Origin of the sequence: Pseudomonas sp. RV120224-01b (assembly GCF_003208145.1) — a bacterium.
GTDB classification, from domain to species: domain Bacteria; phylum Pseudomonadota; class Gammaproteobacteria; order Pseudomonadales; family Pseudomonadaceae; genus Aquipseudomonas; species Aquipseudomonas monteilii.
In genome coordinates this window covers 240008-254072 of record NZ_QKMQ01000005.1, presented here as the reverse complement: position 1 = coordinate 254072, position 14065 = coordinate 240008, and the positions used below count along the sequence as shown (strand labels likewise).

Here is a 14065-nt window from a genome sequence, read left to right as displayed (position 1 = left end):
CTCTTCTCCATGGATGACAACCTGATTGATTCGGGCAGGGCCAGATAATTCAAAATTTTGTCGAACAATTGCAGCCCGCAACCCGACACCCGGCCCGCTCAATCACTGGCTGCGGCCGCCCCCGTGACTGTTCTGCCCGCCTTTGCGGCCCGCTTCCGACGCCCGTTGGCGATCATTGGCAAAATTGCCGCCAGAAGCCTGGCCACCCTTCTGCCCGGCGCGGGAAGCACGCTCCCGGTCATTGGCGAAATTACCTGGATTGGTTTCTTTGCTGCCACCACGCTGGCGTGTTTGCGCTTGGTCCTGTGCCATGTCGTTTCTCCTTGCGAGGGATTGGCGAATTGCATGGATTCGCGCCATGCCTAAGTTACGAGGCGCTGAACACGGGCTCTGCTCAATGTATTTCTCACCGACTGACCAGTGGCACGAAATACACGGAGCCAAGAAGTTTGCGTGGCGTACATGCCTTGTGGAATTGGCTCATCAGGCGTGCACGCTCCACTGAACCGCATCCCGCTCGATCGGCATTTCATCAATGGCATGGATCATCCCGTTTTCCAGCGCCTCCCGTGGCCCCAGTATTCGCGGGTTCGCCATCAGGTACCGTGGCACATCCAGCACCTCGGCCGCCCCCGCAGTCCGTTCGGCAACGATCTGCGCATACAGCTGCAAATCATAATCCAGGCTCATTGCATACTCGGCCATCCGCGAGTGGTCCACCGCACCATGCAAGGTCCAATGAAACGGATGGAACAGAAACTTGCTGAAACTGCAGGCCGTGCGCCGCTCACCGGCCAGGAACAGGATGTTGCCCATCGACTCCACCGTGCCCAGGTTGTGCGTATGCACCTGCACCGGCAGCGCCCGCAGGAAGTTGTACAGGGTAAACCCGTAGCTGCACTCGCCCCCCATGGTGGCGATGTTCAACTGCAGCACTTCGGCACCCTGTTGCAATGCCCGCGAACAGGTATTGATGAGGTTGCCACAGGTTGACGAGTTGATCGGCCCGGTGAAATGAATGATGTGTCGTGCCATGTTTGCCTCCAGGGTAGGCAGGTCATTCCTTGGTCTGGCGGGTATGCGGTGGAAACGCAAGCCGCCGCAAAGTTCAACCCGACATCAACGTTTCCGTTGGTCATGCATGCTGAACCCCAAGTGGTCTGCACCGGTCGCACGCTCAAAGCAACCGAATGGAGGGGGCCTTGTGAACAAGACCCTGCCCGCCCCAAACCGCATCATCGACAAGGTCACCGCGGTACGCCGGCTCAATGTGCTGACGCTGAACGTGCACAAGGGTTTCACCTTTTTCAACCGGCGCTTCATCTTGCCGGAGCTGCGCGAAGCCGTGCGCGCCACCGGCGCCGACCTGGTGTTTTTGCAGGAAGTGCACGGTAGCCATGAACGACATGCCCTGCGCCACCCCGCCTGGCCAGAAGCGCCCCAGTACGAGTTTCTCGCCGACAGCATGTGGCCGCAGTTCGCCTATGGCCGCAATGCCGTATACCCCCATGGCGATCACGGCAATGCGTTGTTGTCGAAGTTCCCCATCCGTAGCTACAACAACCTGGACGTTTCGGTGCAAGGCAACGAGCAGCGCGGGCTGCTTCATTGCCAGCTGGAGGTGCCGGGCCACGAACAGATGCATGCCATATGCGTGCACCTGGGCTTGCGTGAGGCCCACCGGCAAAGCCAGGTAAAGCTGCTGCTGGACCTGCTGACCAGCTTGCCGCCAAAGGCGCCCGTCATCATTGCCGGCGACTTCAACGACTGGCGGCTGAAGGCCGACGCCGTGCTGTGCGAACACTTGATAGAAGCCTTCGGCGAGCATTTTGGCTCCCCGGCGCGCAGCTTTCCTGCGCGCCTGCCGCTGTTGCGGCTGGACCGCATCTACTTGCGCAATGCAATGCCGGGCAATGCCCAGGTGTTGTCGAACTACCCGTGGTCGCATCTGTCCGACCATGCCCCATTGGCTGCGGAGATCAACCTGTGAACCGACCTTGGGTAGACGGCAACAACGTGCAGTTGCTGATCAATGGCGAGCAGTATTACCCCTGTGTGTTCAAGGCGATGGCCCAGGCGCGAGAAGAAATACTGCTTGAGACCTTCATCATCTTTGACGACAAGGTCGGCCAGCAACTGCAACAGGTATTGATCGAAGCGGCCCGGCGCGGAGTGCGTGTGGAGGTGGTGGTGGATGGTTACGGCACCGCCGATCTGCCAACGGCCTTCATATCCGCCATGACCGATGCGGGAGTCAGTCTCCATGCATTCGACCCGCAGCCGCGCCTGGTAGGTCTGCGAACCAACCTGTTTCGGCGCCTGCATCGCAAGATCGTGGTCATTGACGGAGAGCGAGCCTTCATCGGCGGCATCAACTATGGCGCCGACCACCTGAGCGACTTTGGCGCCATGGCCAAGCAGGACTACGCCGTGGAGGTGGCCGGCCCGGTGGTGGCGCAGGTGCACGCGGCCAGCAAACGCCTGATGTCTACGGTGTTGCAACCGCCCAGCGCGGTCCGGCCCGTTACCGAGCCCGCCGGGGCCAGCAGCGCCGTGCTGGTGGAACGCGACAACGGGCTGCGCAGTACCGATATAGAAAACCATTACCTGGAGGCATTTCGTGGTGCCAGGCAGCGCATCGTGGTCGCCAACGCTTACTTTTTCCCGGGCTACCGGCTGATGCGTGAGCTGCGCAATGCGGCCCGACGTGGCGTGGATGTGCGGCTGATTCTGCAGGGCCAGCCCGACATGCGCTGGGTCCGGGCACTCTCGCGGCTGTTGTACAACTACCTGCTACGCGACGGCGTGGCCATTCACGAATACTGCCAGCGTCCTTTGCATGGCAAGGTGGCGCTGGTGGATGACGAGTGGGCCACCGTTGGCTCCAGCAACCTCGATCCTTTGAGCCTGTCGTTCAACCTGGAAGCCAACCTGTTCATCCGGGACCGCGCGTTCAACCAGCAACTCAACCGGCATCTGCAGGCTTTGGCCTGCGACCAGTGCAAGCCGGTCACGCTGGAACGCATGATTCGCGGTTACTGGTGGCGGGCGCCGTTGATCTTCGTGTGTTTTCACGTAATTCGGCATTTCCCGCGCATTGCCGGCTGGTTCCCGGCACACCGTCAGCGTTTGCGCTCGGTACAGCCGGAAGTCGAGGCCCAGGCGGACCTGCACGAGGGCAATACCTGATGCCGCGCACAAACTGGCAAGCCCGGGGCAAACGCGTGTTGACGATGGCGTTCCTGATTCTGGTACCCGTGCTGCTTTACCTGCTGGCACGCAACCTGGACTGGAACGAAGTGCGCCAATCGTTGCTGGCGTACAAACCCGGCACCTTGGTCATCGGCTTTGCAGTTGCGCTGTGTAGCTACCTGACATTCGCCAGTTACGACCTGCTGGCACGGGCCTACACCGGTCATCATTTGCCGGTTCGGCAAGTGCTGCCAATCGCTTTCGTGTGCTATGCATTCAACCTCAATTTCACGACCTGGGTGGGCGGTGTTGCCCTGCGTTACCGGCTTTACAGCCGCCTGGGGCTGGACACGCCCACCATCACACGCATTCTCACCCTGGGCCTGCTGACCAACTGGATGGGCTACATGTTGCTGGCCGGCACGGTGTTCGCCCTGGGCCTGGTCGAGCTGCCCAGCAACTGGGCGGTGGGTGCCACCGGCCTGCGCCTGATCGGTGTGCTGTTACTCGGTATTGCCGTGAGCTACCTGCTGGCCTGCGGTTTTGCCAAAAAGCGCACGTGGCGCTGGCGCAACCACGAAGTGACTTTACCTTCACTGCGCCTGGCGCTGTACCAAGTGGTACTGGGTGCCAGCAACTGGGCGCTGATGGCGTTACTGATCTTCTGGTTGCTGCCGGGGGAAGCGTTCTACCCGTCGATACTGGGCATTCTGCTGATCAGTTGCGTGGCAGGTGTGGTCGCACATATCCCGGCCGGGCTGGGGGTGCTGGAGGCGGTTTTCCTGGCCTTGCTGCACGGGCAAATGGCCCAAGGCACGCTGGTCGCTGCCCTGCTCGGCTATCGCACGTTGTACTACCTCTTACCGCTGCTGCTGGCCGTGATTACCTACCTCATCCTGGAAAAACGCGCCAAGGCCATGCGCCAGCGTGACAAGCCCGCCCAGACCTGACAAGGGCCGTTGAACGGATCACCCCTGGTTGAACAGCACCCGCTTGAACGCCTCGGCCGCCAGATGCACCTGCACCGCCCAGTCATCTGCAGCTTCGCTGCCGGCATCGTCGGAAATGTACTTCAGGCACACAAACGGAATGCGTTCGTCGCGCGCGATCAACGCCAGCACATAGGCTTCCATGTCGACCACGTCATAAGGCGCATCGCCATGGTTGATCTCGAAGTTGTCACCGCTACCACAGGTTTCCAACGCCAGGCCCGGAATTGTGGTGCCGTGCTCCAGAACCACCGGTATGTCCGACAGCGGTGTTTCATAACGGGCAAAGCCCAGCGGGGTCACGTCCATGTCGCGTTGCACGAAGCGGTTACAGCACACCACCTCGCCCTTGCCATGGCGCTGGCTGCCCGCCGAGCCCAGGTTCACGATCAGCTTTGGGCGTTGCGCCGCAATGGCTTTGGTCAGGGCGATGGCAGCATTCACTTTGCCAATACCCGTGAATACGGTGCGTACCTCGGTGAATACATCGCCCGCCTCGGCCTCAAGGGCGAAGACGAAGAGCGTGTCATCCAGCGAAATGTCAGGGAATTGCTTGATCAGCATCATGGAGCAGATGATTCCGGGTGGCTGCAAGGGGCGCCGCCATTGTCAGCCAACCTTGCCTAATTGCAAACCCCCGGTTCGTTGCAGTGCCAGGTTGCCCCGGCACTGCCATCAGGTCACTTACGAGCGGCCGCCCTTGCGGCCCGACTCGCGATCGTGGGGCATGTTGCTGCCCGAAGACTGGCCGCCCTTGCGCCCGGCTTCGGAGGCCTTTTCTCGGTCGTTGGCGAAGTTGCCCGGGTTCTTGCTACCACCCTGGCTGCCTTGTTGATTGCCGGTACGGCTGTTTTCTTTGTTGGCCATGGTCTTGAAACCTCGTATGACTTGGGTGTGCACGGCACGCTGCCGTACACAGGTTGTGAGTACGGCCCCCTCGGGGGATTCGGTTTATTGCGAAGGGTTCGGACCGGTGGCGTTAAATAAGCGACAACGCCATATTTGGGGCGCCTGTCAGTCGTGCGGCGGGCTATCCAGGCGTGCTTGTCGGCGGCCAAGCCAGCCGCCGGTCACTGCCCAGCCCAAGGCAATCAATGCGCCTATCAGCATTGCCAGTTGCGGGTGCTCGCCCATCACGTCCAGTGCCCGCTTGACCCATCCGCTCAAGGCATCGCCACCCCGGTAGACCACCGTATCGATGAAGTTCTTGGCCTTGTACTTGTCCTCGGCCGACAGCACAGTGAACAGCATCTCCCGCCCAGGCCGCACCAGTGCGTATTCGCCAGCTCGGCGCACCACCATGACCACCACGAACGCCGCGAACACCGGGGCCAGCGCCAGCCATACAAAGCCCACAGCCATCACCAGCGGCACCGCTACCAGCAACACCCCGACGCCCAACCGACGCGCCAGGCGGCCCGTGAGAAATACCTGGGTAAGGATGGCCAATGCTTGCACGACGGTGTCGATCAGGCCGAACACCTGGGTTTGCCGGGTGCGATCGGCAAAGGTTTCGCTGACGATGCGTGCCTGCTCGAAATACAAGAAGGTGCTGACGCTGGCCAGCAACACGACGAACAGCGCGATCCCCAGCAGATACGGCGAGCACAGTACGGCGGTTGCACCGGCAAACGGGTTGCCGCCCAAAGGTCGCGATCCCGAGCGTTGGGGGTGTCCCGGCAGAGGTTGGCGTGCTCGCCAGCGTTGCAGGAACAGGGCCGCGCCACTGCTGCCCAGCAACAATACTGCCGCCAGCACCAGCAGCCCGGCATGGCCCAGCGGCGCCACCAGCAAGGTGCCCAGCAGGGGGCCACTCAGCCCGCCCAGGCTGGCCCCAGCGGCCAACAGGCCGAACAAACGCTTGCCCTGGGCGGTGGAAAACAGATCAGCAAGCACGCTCCAGGCCAGGGAGATGGTCAGCAGGTTGAATACCGACAGCCAGATGTAGAAGCCCCGGGCCGCCCACAAGTCGTCAGGGGTAATTGCGAACAGGACGGCGAACAGCAGCAGGTTGCTGGCAAAGAAGCCATAGGTCCACGGCAGGATGAGCCTGCGTTGCACCCTGGACGCCAGCCAGCCGAACAGTGGCAGGCACGCCAGGGTGGCGATGAAGGTACCGGTGAACAGCCACTGCAGGTTGTCCACCCCACCGGCAATACCCATGGTTTCGCGCACCGGGCGCAGCATGAAGTAGCCGGTGAACAGCAGGTAGAACAGCAGCAAGCCGGCGATGACCGCCGGCCCTTCGCCGGGCTTGATGTTCAGCCCTTGATCGAGCCGCCGCCGCCACGCTTGCATGGTGTCAGGCAAACTGCTTGATCAGCGCCTGTTGCTGCGCCTGGCTAAGCAGGGGTTCATGCCCGGCCTTGAGTTGGTCGAGCTGGCGTTCGGGCCGGCCGGTGGCAGGGATGACCGTGGTCACCGCAGGATGGCTGATGGCAAACTTCAGAAACAGCTGCGCCCAGCTGCCGATGCCTGCTTCTGCGGCCCAGCCGGGCAACGCCTGGTCCTTGACCCGGGCAAACAGGCGGCCATCGTCGAAAGCGCGGTTGATCAGCACCGCAATACCTTTGTCCTGGCAAAGCGGCAGCAGTTCGCGGGCTGCGTCGGGGGCGTTGACCGAGTAGTTGATCTGGATGAAGTCCAGCGGCTCGCTGCGCACGATGCGGGCGACTTCGTCCTGGCCACTGTTCAGGTAATGGGTGAGGCCGATGTAACGGGTCTTGCCCTGTTGCTTCAACTCACGGGCATAGGGCAGCTGGGTCTGCCACTCACGCAGATTGTGAATTTGCAGCAAGTCGACTTTGTCGGTACGCAGGCTCTTCAGGCTGCCGGCCCACTGTGCTTCGGCCTCGGCCCGGCTGTTGGCCGCGATTTTGGTGGCTATGAAGCACTGCCGGTGCCAGCCACCCTCCTCGAGCAACTGGCCGAGTATGCTGTCGGCGCCACCATAATTGGGCGACGTATCGATCACCCGGCCACCGCCTTCGAAAAAGGCCTTGAGCACGATTTTGAGCTGCTCGTACTGAGCCGAGCCAGCGTCCACTTCGAAGCTGCCCGAGGTACCGGCACCGATCACCGGCAACGCTTCACCGGTGGACGGCACTTTACGGGTCAGCAGGCCGGCCGGGCTGGCGGCATGCAGCCAAGGGGCCGCCGCCAGCAAGCTCAAGGCGGCACTGGCGCGTAGGACATCACGACGTGCGTACATGGAAAGCTCCCGTCATGAATCGGAAACTTTCAAGGCTAGTCGCTCTGCTCCGCGCCAGCGGGTGTTTCTGTATCTGGATGTTTAGTGATCAGGCCTGCAGCAGCTGGCTCAGGTCGACACCCGCGTCGCCCATCGGCGGGCACCAGTAATAGCCACCGGTCAGTGGCCGGCTGAAGCGGTACAAGCCATCGATGATGCCGTCCTCCAGGCCGCTCATGCGCCGCAGTTGTACCTCGAATGCATCGAAGCTGTGGCCCAGGGCGACAAAGGCCAGGCCGGCACCGCGCTGGTCGGCCCAGGCGACCGAGCGACGCACCATGAACGCCTCGGGCTCGAAGCTTTCCTGGGCGGTGCGCTTGACGTGTGCGGACTCGGGCGCATCGTCGAGCTCTTCGTTGTCGCTCAGGCGGCGGCCGATAATGTTGTCCTGGTCGGCCTGGGGCAGCGACTTGAAGTAGTCAAGGTCGTGCTTCCACAGCTGGAACGCGGCAAAGCTGGAACCATCGCTGGCAATGGCCGCCTGCACCGCATCTTCGTCCACCGGGTTTTCGGTGCCGTCTTCGTAGCCTGTCAGGTCATGGCCGCCACGGTGCAGGAAGCCATCGACGCTGTCCACCAGGCGCAGGGCCGGTGCCAGCGCCTGCTCCAGGGCGTTGGCGCGCAGCAGCAGGTCGCCGCGCTCGTTCCCGCGCAACCACAGCCACAGGGCGTGCTGAGTGCTCGGGTTTTCAACGGCGGCATCCAGCTGCGGGAAGGCGCGCAGGCCCGGCACTTCGCGGCCCAGGGCCTTGGCCAGCGGGGCGCCGACACCGAGCAGCAGCTGTTCGCCATCAACCTGCGGCAGCAAGGCATCGAGCGCAGCTGGCAACGCTTCGGGCGACTGCAGGGTGAAGAACAGGTGACGGGCATGGGCCGGCACAGGGTTGGCAAGCAGACCTTGCTGGAACGGCATGACAGGCTAATCCTTGGTAAAAACAGGAATGCTACTGCGCCTGCAGGCCTACTGCAACGCGGCATGCAGCCTGGCCAGCCGCTGCGCTTGGTAACAAATGGTTACCAATAGCTGGCCCTTTGCGATTAGCTATCAATCCGCGCCTGCCTACACTCCTCGAGATCCTTCGCCCAAGAGACCGCCCATGACAGCCTCGCCCTTGCTCACCGCCGTTCTGCCGCTAGCCTTGGGCATCATCATGCTCGGCCTTGGGTTGTCGTTGACCCTGGCGGACTTCGCACGCGTCGTGAAGTACCCCAAACCGGTGATGGTGGGCCTGGCCTGCCAGATCCTGCTGCTGCCGCTGGTGTGCTTCCTGATCGCCAACGGTTTTGGCCTGGAGTCGGCCCTTGCAGTAGGGCTGATGCTGTTGGCAGCCTCGCCAGGCGGCACCACGGCCAACCTGTTCAGCCACCTTGCCCATGGCGATGTGGCGCTGAACATCACCCTCACGGCGGTCAATTCGCTGATCGCAATCCTGACCATGCCATTGCTCGTGAACCTGTCGTTGAGCTGGTTCATGGCTTCGGATCAAGCCATTCCGCTGCAGTTTGCCAAAGTGATGCAGGTGTTTGCCATTGTGCTGCTGCCGGTGGCACTGGGCATGCTGATTCGCCATTTCGCCCCGGTTTTCGCCGCGCGCATGGAAAAACCGATGAAGCTGGTGGCCGCGCTGTTCCTCGCCTTCACCATCGTCCTGGCCCTGGCCAAGGACTGGCAGACCGTGGTCGAGTATGCGCCGGTGGTGGGCCTGGCGGCGCTGCTGTTCAACCTGTTGAGCCTGGCAGTGGGCTACTGGGTGCCGCGCCTGTTGAATATTCCCAAACGCCAGGCAATTGCCATTGGCATGGAAATCGGCATCCATAACGGGACCTTGGCCATTGCCTTGGCGTTGAGCCCTTCGCTGCTGAACAACGCGACCATGGCGGTACCGGCGGCGCTGTATAGCCTGATCATGTTCTTTACGGCAGCGGGGTTTGGCTGGTGGGTGAGCCGTGGGCATGTGGCGGCTCAACCCGAAGGCGAAACGGTGAATTGAGGCCCGTTCAGGTAGTTACTGCTGGCTGCGCTTGCTGCGCAGCTGCTGCTTCAACACCTTCAATGGGGGCGCATAGAAGAAGCCGAACGAGACACTTCCCGTGCGCCCCTTCACCGCATGGTGCAACCGATGCGCCCGGTGCAAGCGTTTGAGGTAGCGGTTGACCGGCCGAGGCTTGCGCGGCCAGTGCCGGTGAAAAAAACCGTCATGGGCCACCACGTACAGCACCCCGTACCCTGCAACCCCACCGCCCACCCACTGCAAGGGTGCATAACCGCTTTTGCCCAGCGCTACCAGTGCCGTGGCGATCAGGCCCAGGGCCACGAGGTACAGGTCATTGGTTTCGAGCATGCCCAACTGAGGCTCATGGTGCGAACGGTGCAGCCACCAGCCCCAGCCATGCATGATGTACTTGTGAGCCAGCGTGCCAACGCCCTCCATGGCCACCAGGGTGCCGAACAGTACGGCGAGATTGAACAGCATGGAACGGTCCGGGTGATGGCAAAGAGAGGCGCAAGGGTAACGGCTGCCCAGGTTTTTTTCCATGTGGGCGTGACCGGCTGCTGGCCATTCAAGGATGAAGCCCTTGTCATGTTTTCGCCCTTGACCTGCTCTGCCCCGGGGCGTATGGTCCGCGACGCAATTTTGCCTTCCTCAACAGGAGACCTGCCTTGGACAGTAGCCCCAGTCGCTTGCGACAGGCCCGCGTGGCGTACTAGCCCGGCAGTGTCCTGCACTGTCTGGCCGCCCTGGCAAGACGGTGGTTTCCTGTAACCCCCGCTTTTCCTCCCTTCCTCGTGGTCCTGCGCATTGTTCTGGTTTTTCAACCGCGCCAACTGATGGCGTTCATGCGGGCGTATGCCTGCGGAAGAGGTTTGCTATGGATTGGAAAGTATTTCTGCTGCGCGTCAGCATTGCCTTGCTGTTGGGGGCGTTGATCGGTGCCGAACGGCAATTGCGCCAACGCCTGACCGGGCTGCGCACCAATGCGCTGGTCAGCACCGGTGCCTGCCTGTTCGTGCTGATGACCCAGGCGGTGCCAGGCATGGCACCTGCCGATGCATCGCGCATCGCCGCCTATGTGGTATCGGGCATCGGCTTTCTCGGGGGTGGTGTGATCATGCGTGACGGCTTCAACGTACGAGGCCTGAACACTGCAGCCACCTTGTGGTGCACGGCGGCAGTGGGTGTGCTGTGCAGCCTTGGGCTGCTGTTGGAGGCGGCATTGGGTAGCCTGGTGGTGCTATGTGCCAATATCCTGCTGCGTGATATCGCCCAGCGCCTGGACCGTCAGGACGTGGTGCCGGCCAGCGAGGTGGAGCAGCACTTCGAAGTGCGAATCGTCTGCCGCGCCGAGGACGAAATCCAGGTGCGCAGCCTGATGCTGCATAGCCTGGGCGATCCGCAGCTGCGGCTGCAGTCACTGCAAAGCCAGGACCTGGACAGCCCGGCGCGCCTGGAAGTACGCGCCGAGCTGTTGGGCACCGCGCAGGCACCCGCGCAACTGGAGCGGCTGGTCAGCCGGGTGAGCCTGGAGAAAGGTGTAAGCTCGGTGCGCTGGCAATTACAGCCGCAGGCACTGGCGGCGGATTACTGAAACAGGAGTGATTCATGCGTATCCGCCCTACCCTTGAGCGCGATATTCAACACCTGCCGGACGTGGAGCGTTCGGCGGCCCAGGCGTTTGCCGGCTGGCCGACGCTGGCCTGGCTGGCGCAAGGTGATGTGATGGATTGCGTTGCGCACAGGGCTTTCGTCGACGCGGGCGGTAGCTGGGTGGCCGAGGACGATAATGGGTGCCTTGCCGGTTTTGCTTGTGCCCGCCGTGAAGGGCAGGCTCTGCACCTTTATGAAATATCGGTGCGCCAGGAGGTTCAAGGGCAAGGCGTGGGGCGGCGTTTGCTGCAGCAAGTGGCTGATGCCGCGCGTGACGCAGGCCTGCGCGAGCTCACGTTGACCACCTTTGCCAAGGTGCCCTGGAATGCGCCCTTCTATGCACGGTTCGGGTTCGAGGTGCTCGATGAGCGGCTGCTAAGCCCGCGGTTACGGGAAATCCTGGCCAATGAACGTGCACACGGCCTCACTGAGCGTTGTGCAATGCGCCGTTACGTCGAACATTAGACGGCCCGTCACTCTGCATGTGCAGGCAGCTGTGCCCTGCATTGCGCCAACGCCACATCGCGTTCTTTTAGCTGCTCTTCATACCGCAGCAACTGCCGCGCCTGTTCCGCGCACACGTCGCGCCTGGTTTCCAGATGCTGCGCTTGCACATCCAGCTGCCGGCGCATTTCTTCACTGGCACCTTGTGCCTGTGCCAGGATCGTCCGCAAGCCCTGGATCTGCGCATCGCGTTGCTCCAGCAACTCGTCCTGCGCCCGGCACTCGTTGGCGGCCTGGCGGTGCTCACCCAGCAAACGCTCATTATCGCGGTGCAAGCGGGTCAGCTCGTCCTGCTTGACGATCATGCCCTGCTGCAGTTGGCGTACTTCCACCTGCATCTGCTGCAGTTGTGCTTCATGACGGCGCTGTTCCTGCTCGCGCTGTTCGCGGCTGGCATTGCGGTAATGCTCTAGGGCGTCGCGGGCATGGCGGTGTTTGTCCTCCAGTGACTTCACCTGTTCGTCCTTGTCGGCAAGGCGCACCTGCAACTCACCCAGTGACTGGTTGAGGCTGGCGCTGCGCAGCTGTTCGGCTTGCAGCGTGCTTTGCGTGGTCAACCGCTTTTCCGTCTCGTCGGCCAAGGCCGCTGCATCGATCTGATGCTGCTGATGCGCTGCCGCCAGGGCCTGATGGACGATTTCCAGCTGAGCCTCAAGCTGCTCTCGCTGTTCGGTGAAGGTGCTTTCGGCCTGTTCGATCTTCAGGTCGGCCTCATCTTGTAGCTGAGTGGCCAATTGACCGACCAGGCGGCTTAGCACATCGCTCAGCGCCGCGCCGCCTTCGGAGGCCACGGGTTGCTGGCCGTTCAATTCCTTCAGGTAGCGGTGAATCGTGGTTTTCGAGCCGGTATTGCCCAGCTCGATACGTATGGCATCGATGCTGGGGTTCTCGCCGCGGGCAATCAACGCCTGACGTGCCTGCTGAACCACCACCTTGTTGATACCGCCCCGGGCCATGCGTGCTCCTACGATTTTGTACTGTGTTATGTAACATGTAATTACGTACTGATTATGGCGATATCAATGCTCACCTGCAAACGTTTCCTAAGGAAGAATAATCACGGCTTATCGCATGTGACCGACAAAAATCCGCTCGAAGCGTGCGTTTAGCCGTACGGCAAACAGCAAAACGCCCCGTCCGGCTCAAGGCCGGCGGGGCGTTACGGGCTTCAAAGTGGCGGGTGTAAGTGACGGGTGTATCAGTGCATGCGCTCAACCTGCGCGGGCGTGCGACGCATCAACACCTTGCCGTTTCGCACCGACACCAGCGCGTGCCCTTGGCTACGCACCATCTCGTAATCATCAGGCGCCGACAGCAGTAACAGGTTGGCCGGCCGCCCCACCTCGATGCCGTAGCGCTCCCCCAGGTTCAGCGTGCGGGCGCTGTTGTCAGTGATCAGGTCCAGGCAGCGCTGCAGGTCTTCGTAGCCGAGCATGTGGCAGATGTGCAGCCCGGCTTCGAGAATGCGCAGGATGTTGCCATTACCCAGCGGGTACCAAGGGTCGACGATGGAATCCTGGCCAAAGCACACGTTCATGCCGGCGCGGTCGATCTCGGCCACCCGGGTGACGCCGCGGCGTTTCGGGTAGTTGTCGAAGCGCCCTTGCAGGTGAATGCTCTCGGTCGGGCACGACACGAAGTTGATGCCCGACAGTTTCAGCAGGCGGAACAGCTTGTAGCAGTAGGCATTGTCATACGAACCCATGGCCACGGTATGGCTGGCGGTTACCCGGGCGCCCATACCGCGCACCCTGGCTTCTTCGGCCAGCACTTCAAGGAAGCGCGACTGCGGGTCGTCGGTCTCGTCGCAGTGCACGTCCACCAGGCAGCCGGTACGTTCGGCCAGGTCCATCAGGAACTTCACCGACGACACGCCCTGGTCGCGGGTGTTCTCGAAATGCGGAATGCCGCCCACCACATCGGCACCGATGGCCACGGCTTCGGTCATCAGCGCCCGCCCATTGGCATACGACTCGATACCCTCCTGAGGGAAGGCGACGATCTGCAAGTCGATCAGCTCGCGCACGTCGTCACGCACCTCGACCATGGCCTTGAGCGCGGTAAGGCTCGGGTCGGTGACATCGACATGGGTCCGTACATGCTGGATTCCGTGGTCCACCAGCATGCCGATGGTTTTTTTCGCGCGGACCTTGATGTCGTCGTGGGTGGTGATTTCCTTACGCTCGGCCCAGCGCTCGATGCCTTCGAACAATGTGCCGCTCATGTTCCACTTCGGCTCACCGGCAGTCAGGGCGGCATCCAGATGAATGTGCGGTTCCACAAAGGGTGCCACCACCAGGTTTTGCCCGGCATCAAGGTCATCGGTAGCTACGGGTGCCACTACCTCGACCTGGGGCACGATGGCGGCAATGCGCTCGCCGCTCAGTTCGATGCGAAACAAACCGGGCTTGCCGCGCAAGCGTGCATTGATAATGTTCATGCTGTTACTCCTTGGGCTCGCTTATCGCCGCTACCTGCATAGT

The 14065-nt window shown here is 61.9% G+C and carries 15 protein-coding genes and 1 pseudogene; 6 read left to right on the top strand and 10 right to left on the bottom strand.

Going from position 1 to position 14065, the window contains the following annotated elements; all coding sequences use genetic code 11:
- Positions 1-102: 102 nt before the first annotated feature.
- Together N436_RS11205 and N436_RS11200 are read right to left on the bottom strand one after the other, a co-directional pair.
- On the bottom strand, positions 103-312 hold the full coding sequence (locus N436_RS11205; protein ID WP_105948167.1) for a general stress protein: 210 nt from the start codon (positions 310-312) through the stop codon (positions 103-105).
- A gap of 171 nt (positions 313-483) precedes the next feature.
- Positions 484-1035, bottom strand: a complete 552-nt coding sequence (locus tag N436_RS11200) for an ATP-dependent Clp protease proteolytic subunit (protein WP_110741036.1) — start codon at positions 1033-1035, stop codon at positions 484-486.
- Positions 1036-1204: 169 nt separating this feature from the next.
- Here N436_RS11200 and N436_RS11195 point away from each other — a divergent pair, with 169 nt between their 5' ends.
- The 3 genes from N436_RS11195 to N436_RS11185 are packed head-to-tail and all read left to right on the top strand — an operon-like array spanning position 1205 to position 4142.
- Positions 1205-1990: an endonuclease/exonuclease/phosphatase family protein gene (locus N436_RS11195; RefSeq protein ID WP_110741035.1), complete on the top strand. Its 786-nt coding sequence runs from the start codon at positions 1205-1207 to the stop codon at positions 1988-1990.
- On the top strand, positions 1987-3189 hold the full coding sequence (clsB, locus tag N436_RS11190; RefSeq protein ID WP_110741034.1) for a cardiolipin synthase ClsB: 1203 nt from the start codon (positions 1987-1989) through the stop codon (positions 3187-3189). Before N436_RS11195 ends, clsB begins: the two co-directional genes overlap by 4 nt.
- Positions 3189-4142, top strand: coding sequence for a lysylphosphatidylglycerol synthase domain-containing protein (locus N436_RS11185; RefSeq protein WP_110741033.1), 954 nt, complete (start codon positions 3189-3191; stop codon positions 4140-4142). The genes clsB and N436_RS11185 overlap by 1 nt, the downstream gene beginning before the upstream one ends.
- Before the next feature lie 18 nt (positions 4143-4160).
- Here N436_RS11185 and N436_RS11180 read toward each other — a convergent pair whose 3' ends face one another.
- The 5 genes and pseudogenes from N436_RS11180 to N436_RS11160 form a co-directional block, all read right to left on the bottom strand.
- Complete coding sequence (locus tag N436_RS11180; protein ID WP_105948162.1) at positions 4161-4748, bottom strand: nucleosidase; 588 nt, start codon at positions 4746-4748, stop codon at positions 4161-4163.
- Between the two features lie 117 nt (positions 4749-4865).
- Positions 4866-4991: pseudogene (locus N436_RS11175) on the bottom strand (general stress protein); the annotation flags it as partial.
- 204 nt (positions 4992-5195) lie between these two features.
- Positions 5196-6479, bottom strand: a complete 1284-nt coding sequence (locus tag N436_RS11170; protein ID WP_110741032.1) for an NTP/NDP exchange transporter — start codon at positions 6477-6479, stop codon at positions 5196-5198.
- A 4-nt stretch (positions 6480-6483) separates the two neighbouring features.
- The gene (locus tag N436_RS11165; RefSeq protein WP_110741031.1) at positions 6484-7392 is read right to left on the bottom strand and encodes an aldo/keto reductase; all 909 of its coding nucleotides are present in this window, start codon (positions 7390-7392) and stop codon (positions 6484-6486) included.
- A gap of 88 nt (positions 7393-7480) precedes the next feature.
- The gene (locus N436_RS11160; RefSeq protein ID WP_110741030.1) at positions 7481-8344 is read right to left on the bottom strand and encodes a Dyp-type peroxidase; all 864 of its coding nucleotides are present in this window, start codon (positions 8342-8344) and stop codon (positions 7481-7483) included.
- 184 nt (positions 8345-8528) lie between these two features.
- On the opposite strand from N436_RS11160, the gene N436_RS11155 reads away from it, so the two are divergent.
- Positions 8529-9422, top strand: a complete 894-nt coding sequence (locus N436_RS11155; protein ID WP_060499397.1) for a bile acid:sodium symporter family protein — start codon at positions 8529-8531, stop codon at positions 9420-9422.
- Positions 9423-9437: 15 nt separating this feature from the next.
- On the opposite strand, the gene N436_RS11150 is transcribed toward N436_RS11155, so the two are convergent.
- Positions 9438-9905: a sterol desaturase family protein gene (locus N436_RS11150; RefSeq protein ID WP_105948157.1), complete on the bottom strand. Its 468-nt coding sequence runs from the start codon at positions 9903-9905 to the stop codon at positions 9438-9440.
- 397 nt (positions 9906-10302) lie between these two features.
- Here N436_RS11150 and N436_RS11145 point away from each other — a divergent pair, with 397 nt between their 5' ends.
- Together N436_RS11145 and N436_RS11140 are read left to right on the top strand one after the other, a co-directional pair.
- Positions 10303-11019, top strand: a complete 717-nt coding sequence (locus N436_RS11145; protein WP_110741029.1) for an MgtC/SapB family protein — start codon at positions 10303-10305, stop codon at positions 11017-11019.
- A 14-nt stretch (positions 11020-11033) separates the two neighbouring features.
- Positions 11034-11543 carry a GNAT family N-acetyltransferase gene (locus N436_RS11140; protein ID WP_110741028.1) on the top strand — a complete coding sequence of 170 codons (510 nt, stop codon included), beginning with the start codon at positions 11034-11036 and terminating at the stop codon, positions 11541-11543.
- An 8-nt stretch (positions 11544-11551) separates the two neighbouring features.
- Here N436_RS11140 and N436_RS11135 read toward each other — a convergent pair whose 3' ends face one another.
- Both N436_RS11135 and codA read right to left on the bottom strand, forming a co-directional pair.
- On the bottom strand, positions 11552-12538 hold the full coding sequence (locus tag N436_RS11135; RefSeq protein ID WP_110741027.1) for a DNA-binding protein: 987 nt from the start codon (positions 12536-12538) through the stop codon (positions 11552-11554).
- Positions 12539-12780: 242 nt separating this feature from the next.
- Positions 12781-14022, bottom strand: coding sequence for a cytosine deaminase (gene codA / locus N436_RS11130; protein WP_105948152.1), 1242 nt, complete (start codon positions 14020-14022; stop codon positions 12781-12783).
- Positions 14023-14065 lie beyond the last annotated feature (43 nt).

Excerpts from the sequence above, each read along its gene's own strand:
- N436_RS11160 (WP_110741030.1), bottom strand. The coding sequence starts at position 8,344 with ATGCCGTTCCAGCAAGGTCTGCTTGCCAACCCTGTGCCGGCCCATGCC.
- N436_RS11145 (WP_110741029.1), top strand. The coding sequence starts at position 10,303 with ATGGATTGGAAAGTATTTCTGCTGCGCGTCAGCATTGCCTTGCTGTTG.
- N436_RS11205 (WP_105948167.1), bottom strand. The coding sequence starts at position 312 with ATGGCACAGGACCAAGCGCAAACACGCCAGCGTGGTGGCAGCAAAGAA.
- N436_RS11135 (WP_110741027.1), bottom strand. The coding sequence starts at position 12,538 with ATGGCCCGGGGCGGTATCAACAAGGTGGTGGTTCAGCAGGCACGTCAG.
- N436_RS11140 (WP_110741028.1), top strand. The coding sequence starts at position 11,034 with ATGCGTATCCGCCCTACCCTTGAGCGCGATATTCAACACCTGCCGGAC.
- N436_RS11180 (WP_105948162.1), bottom strand. The coding sequence starts at position 4,748 with ATGATGCTGATCAAGCAATTCCCTGACATTTCGCTGGATGACACGCTC.
- N436_RS11185 (WP_110741033.1), top strand. The coding sequence starts at position 3,189 with ATGCCGCGCACAAACTGGCAAGCCCGGGGCAAACGCGTGTTGACGATG.
- N436_RS11150 (WP_105948157.1), bottom strand. The coding sequence starts at position 9,905 with ATGCTGTTCAATCTCGCCGTACTGTTCGGCACCCTGGTGGCCATGGAG.
- N436_RS11155 (WP_060499397.1), top strand. The coding sequence starts at position 8,529 with ATGACAGCCTCGCCCTTGCTCACCGCCGTTCTGCCGCTAGCCTTGGGC.
- N436_RS11200 (WP_110741036.1), bottom strand. The coding sequence starts at position 1,035 with ATGGCACGACACATCATTCATTTCACCGGGCCGATCAACTCGTCAACC.
- N436_RS11170 (WP_110741032.1), bottom strand. The coding sequence starts at position 6,479 with ATGCAAGCGTGGCGGCGGCGGCTCGATCAAGGGCTGAACATCAAGCCC.
- N436_RS11165 (WP_110741031.1), bottom strand. The coding sequence starts at position 7,392 with ATGTACGCACGTCGTGATGTCCTACGCGCCAGTGCCGCCTTGAGCTTG.
- codA (WP_105948152.1), bottom strand. The coding sequence starts at position 14,022 with ATGAACATTATCAATGCACGCTTGCGCGGCAAGCCCGGTTTGTTTCGC.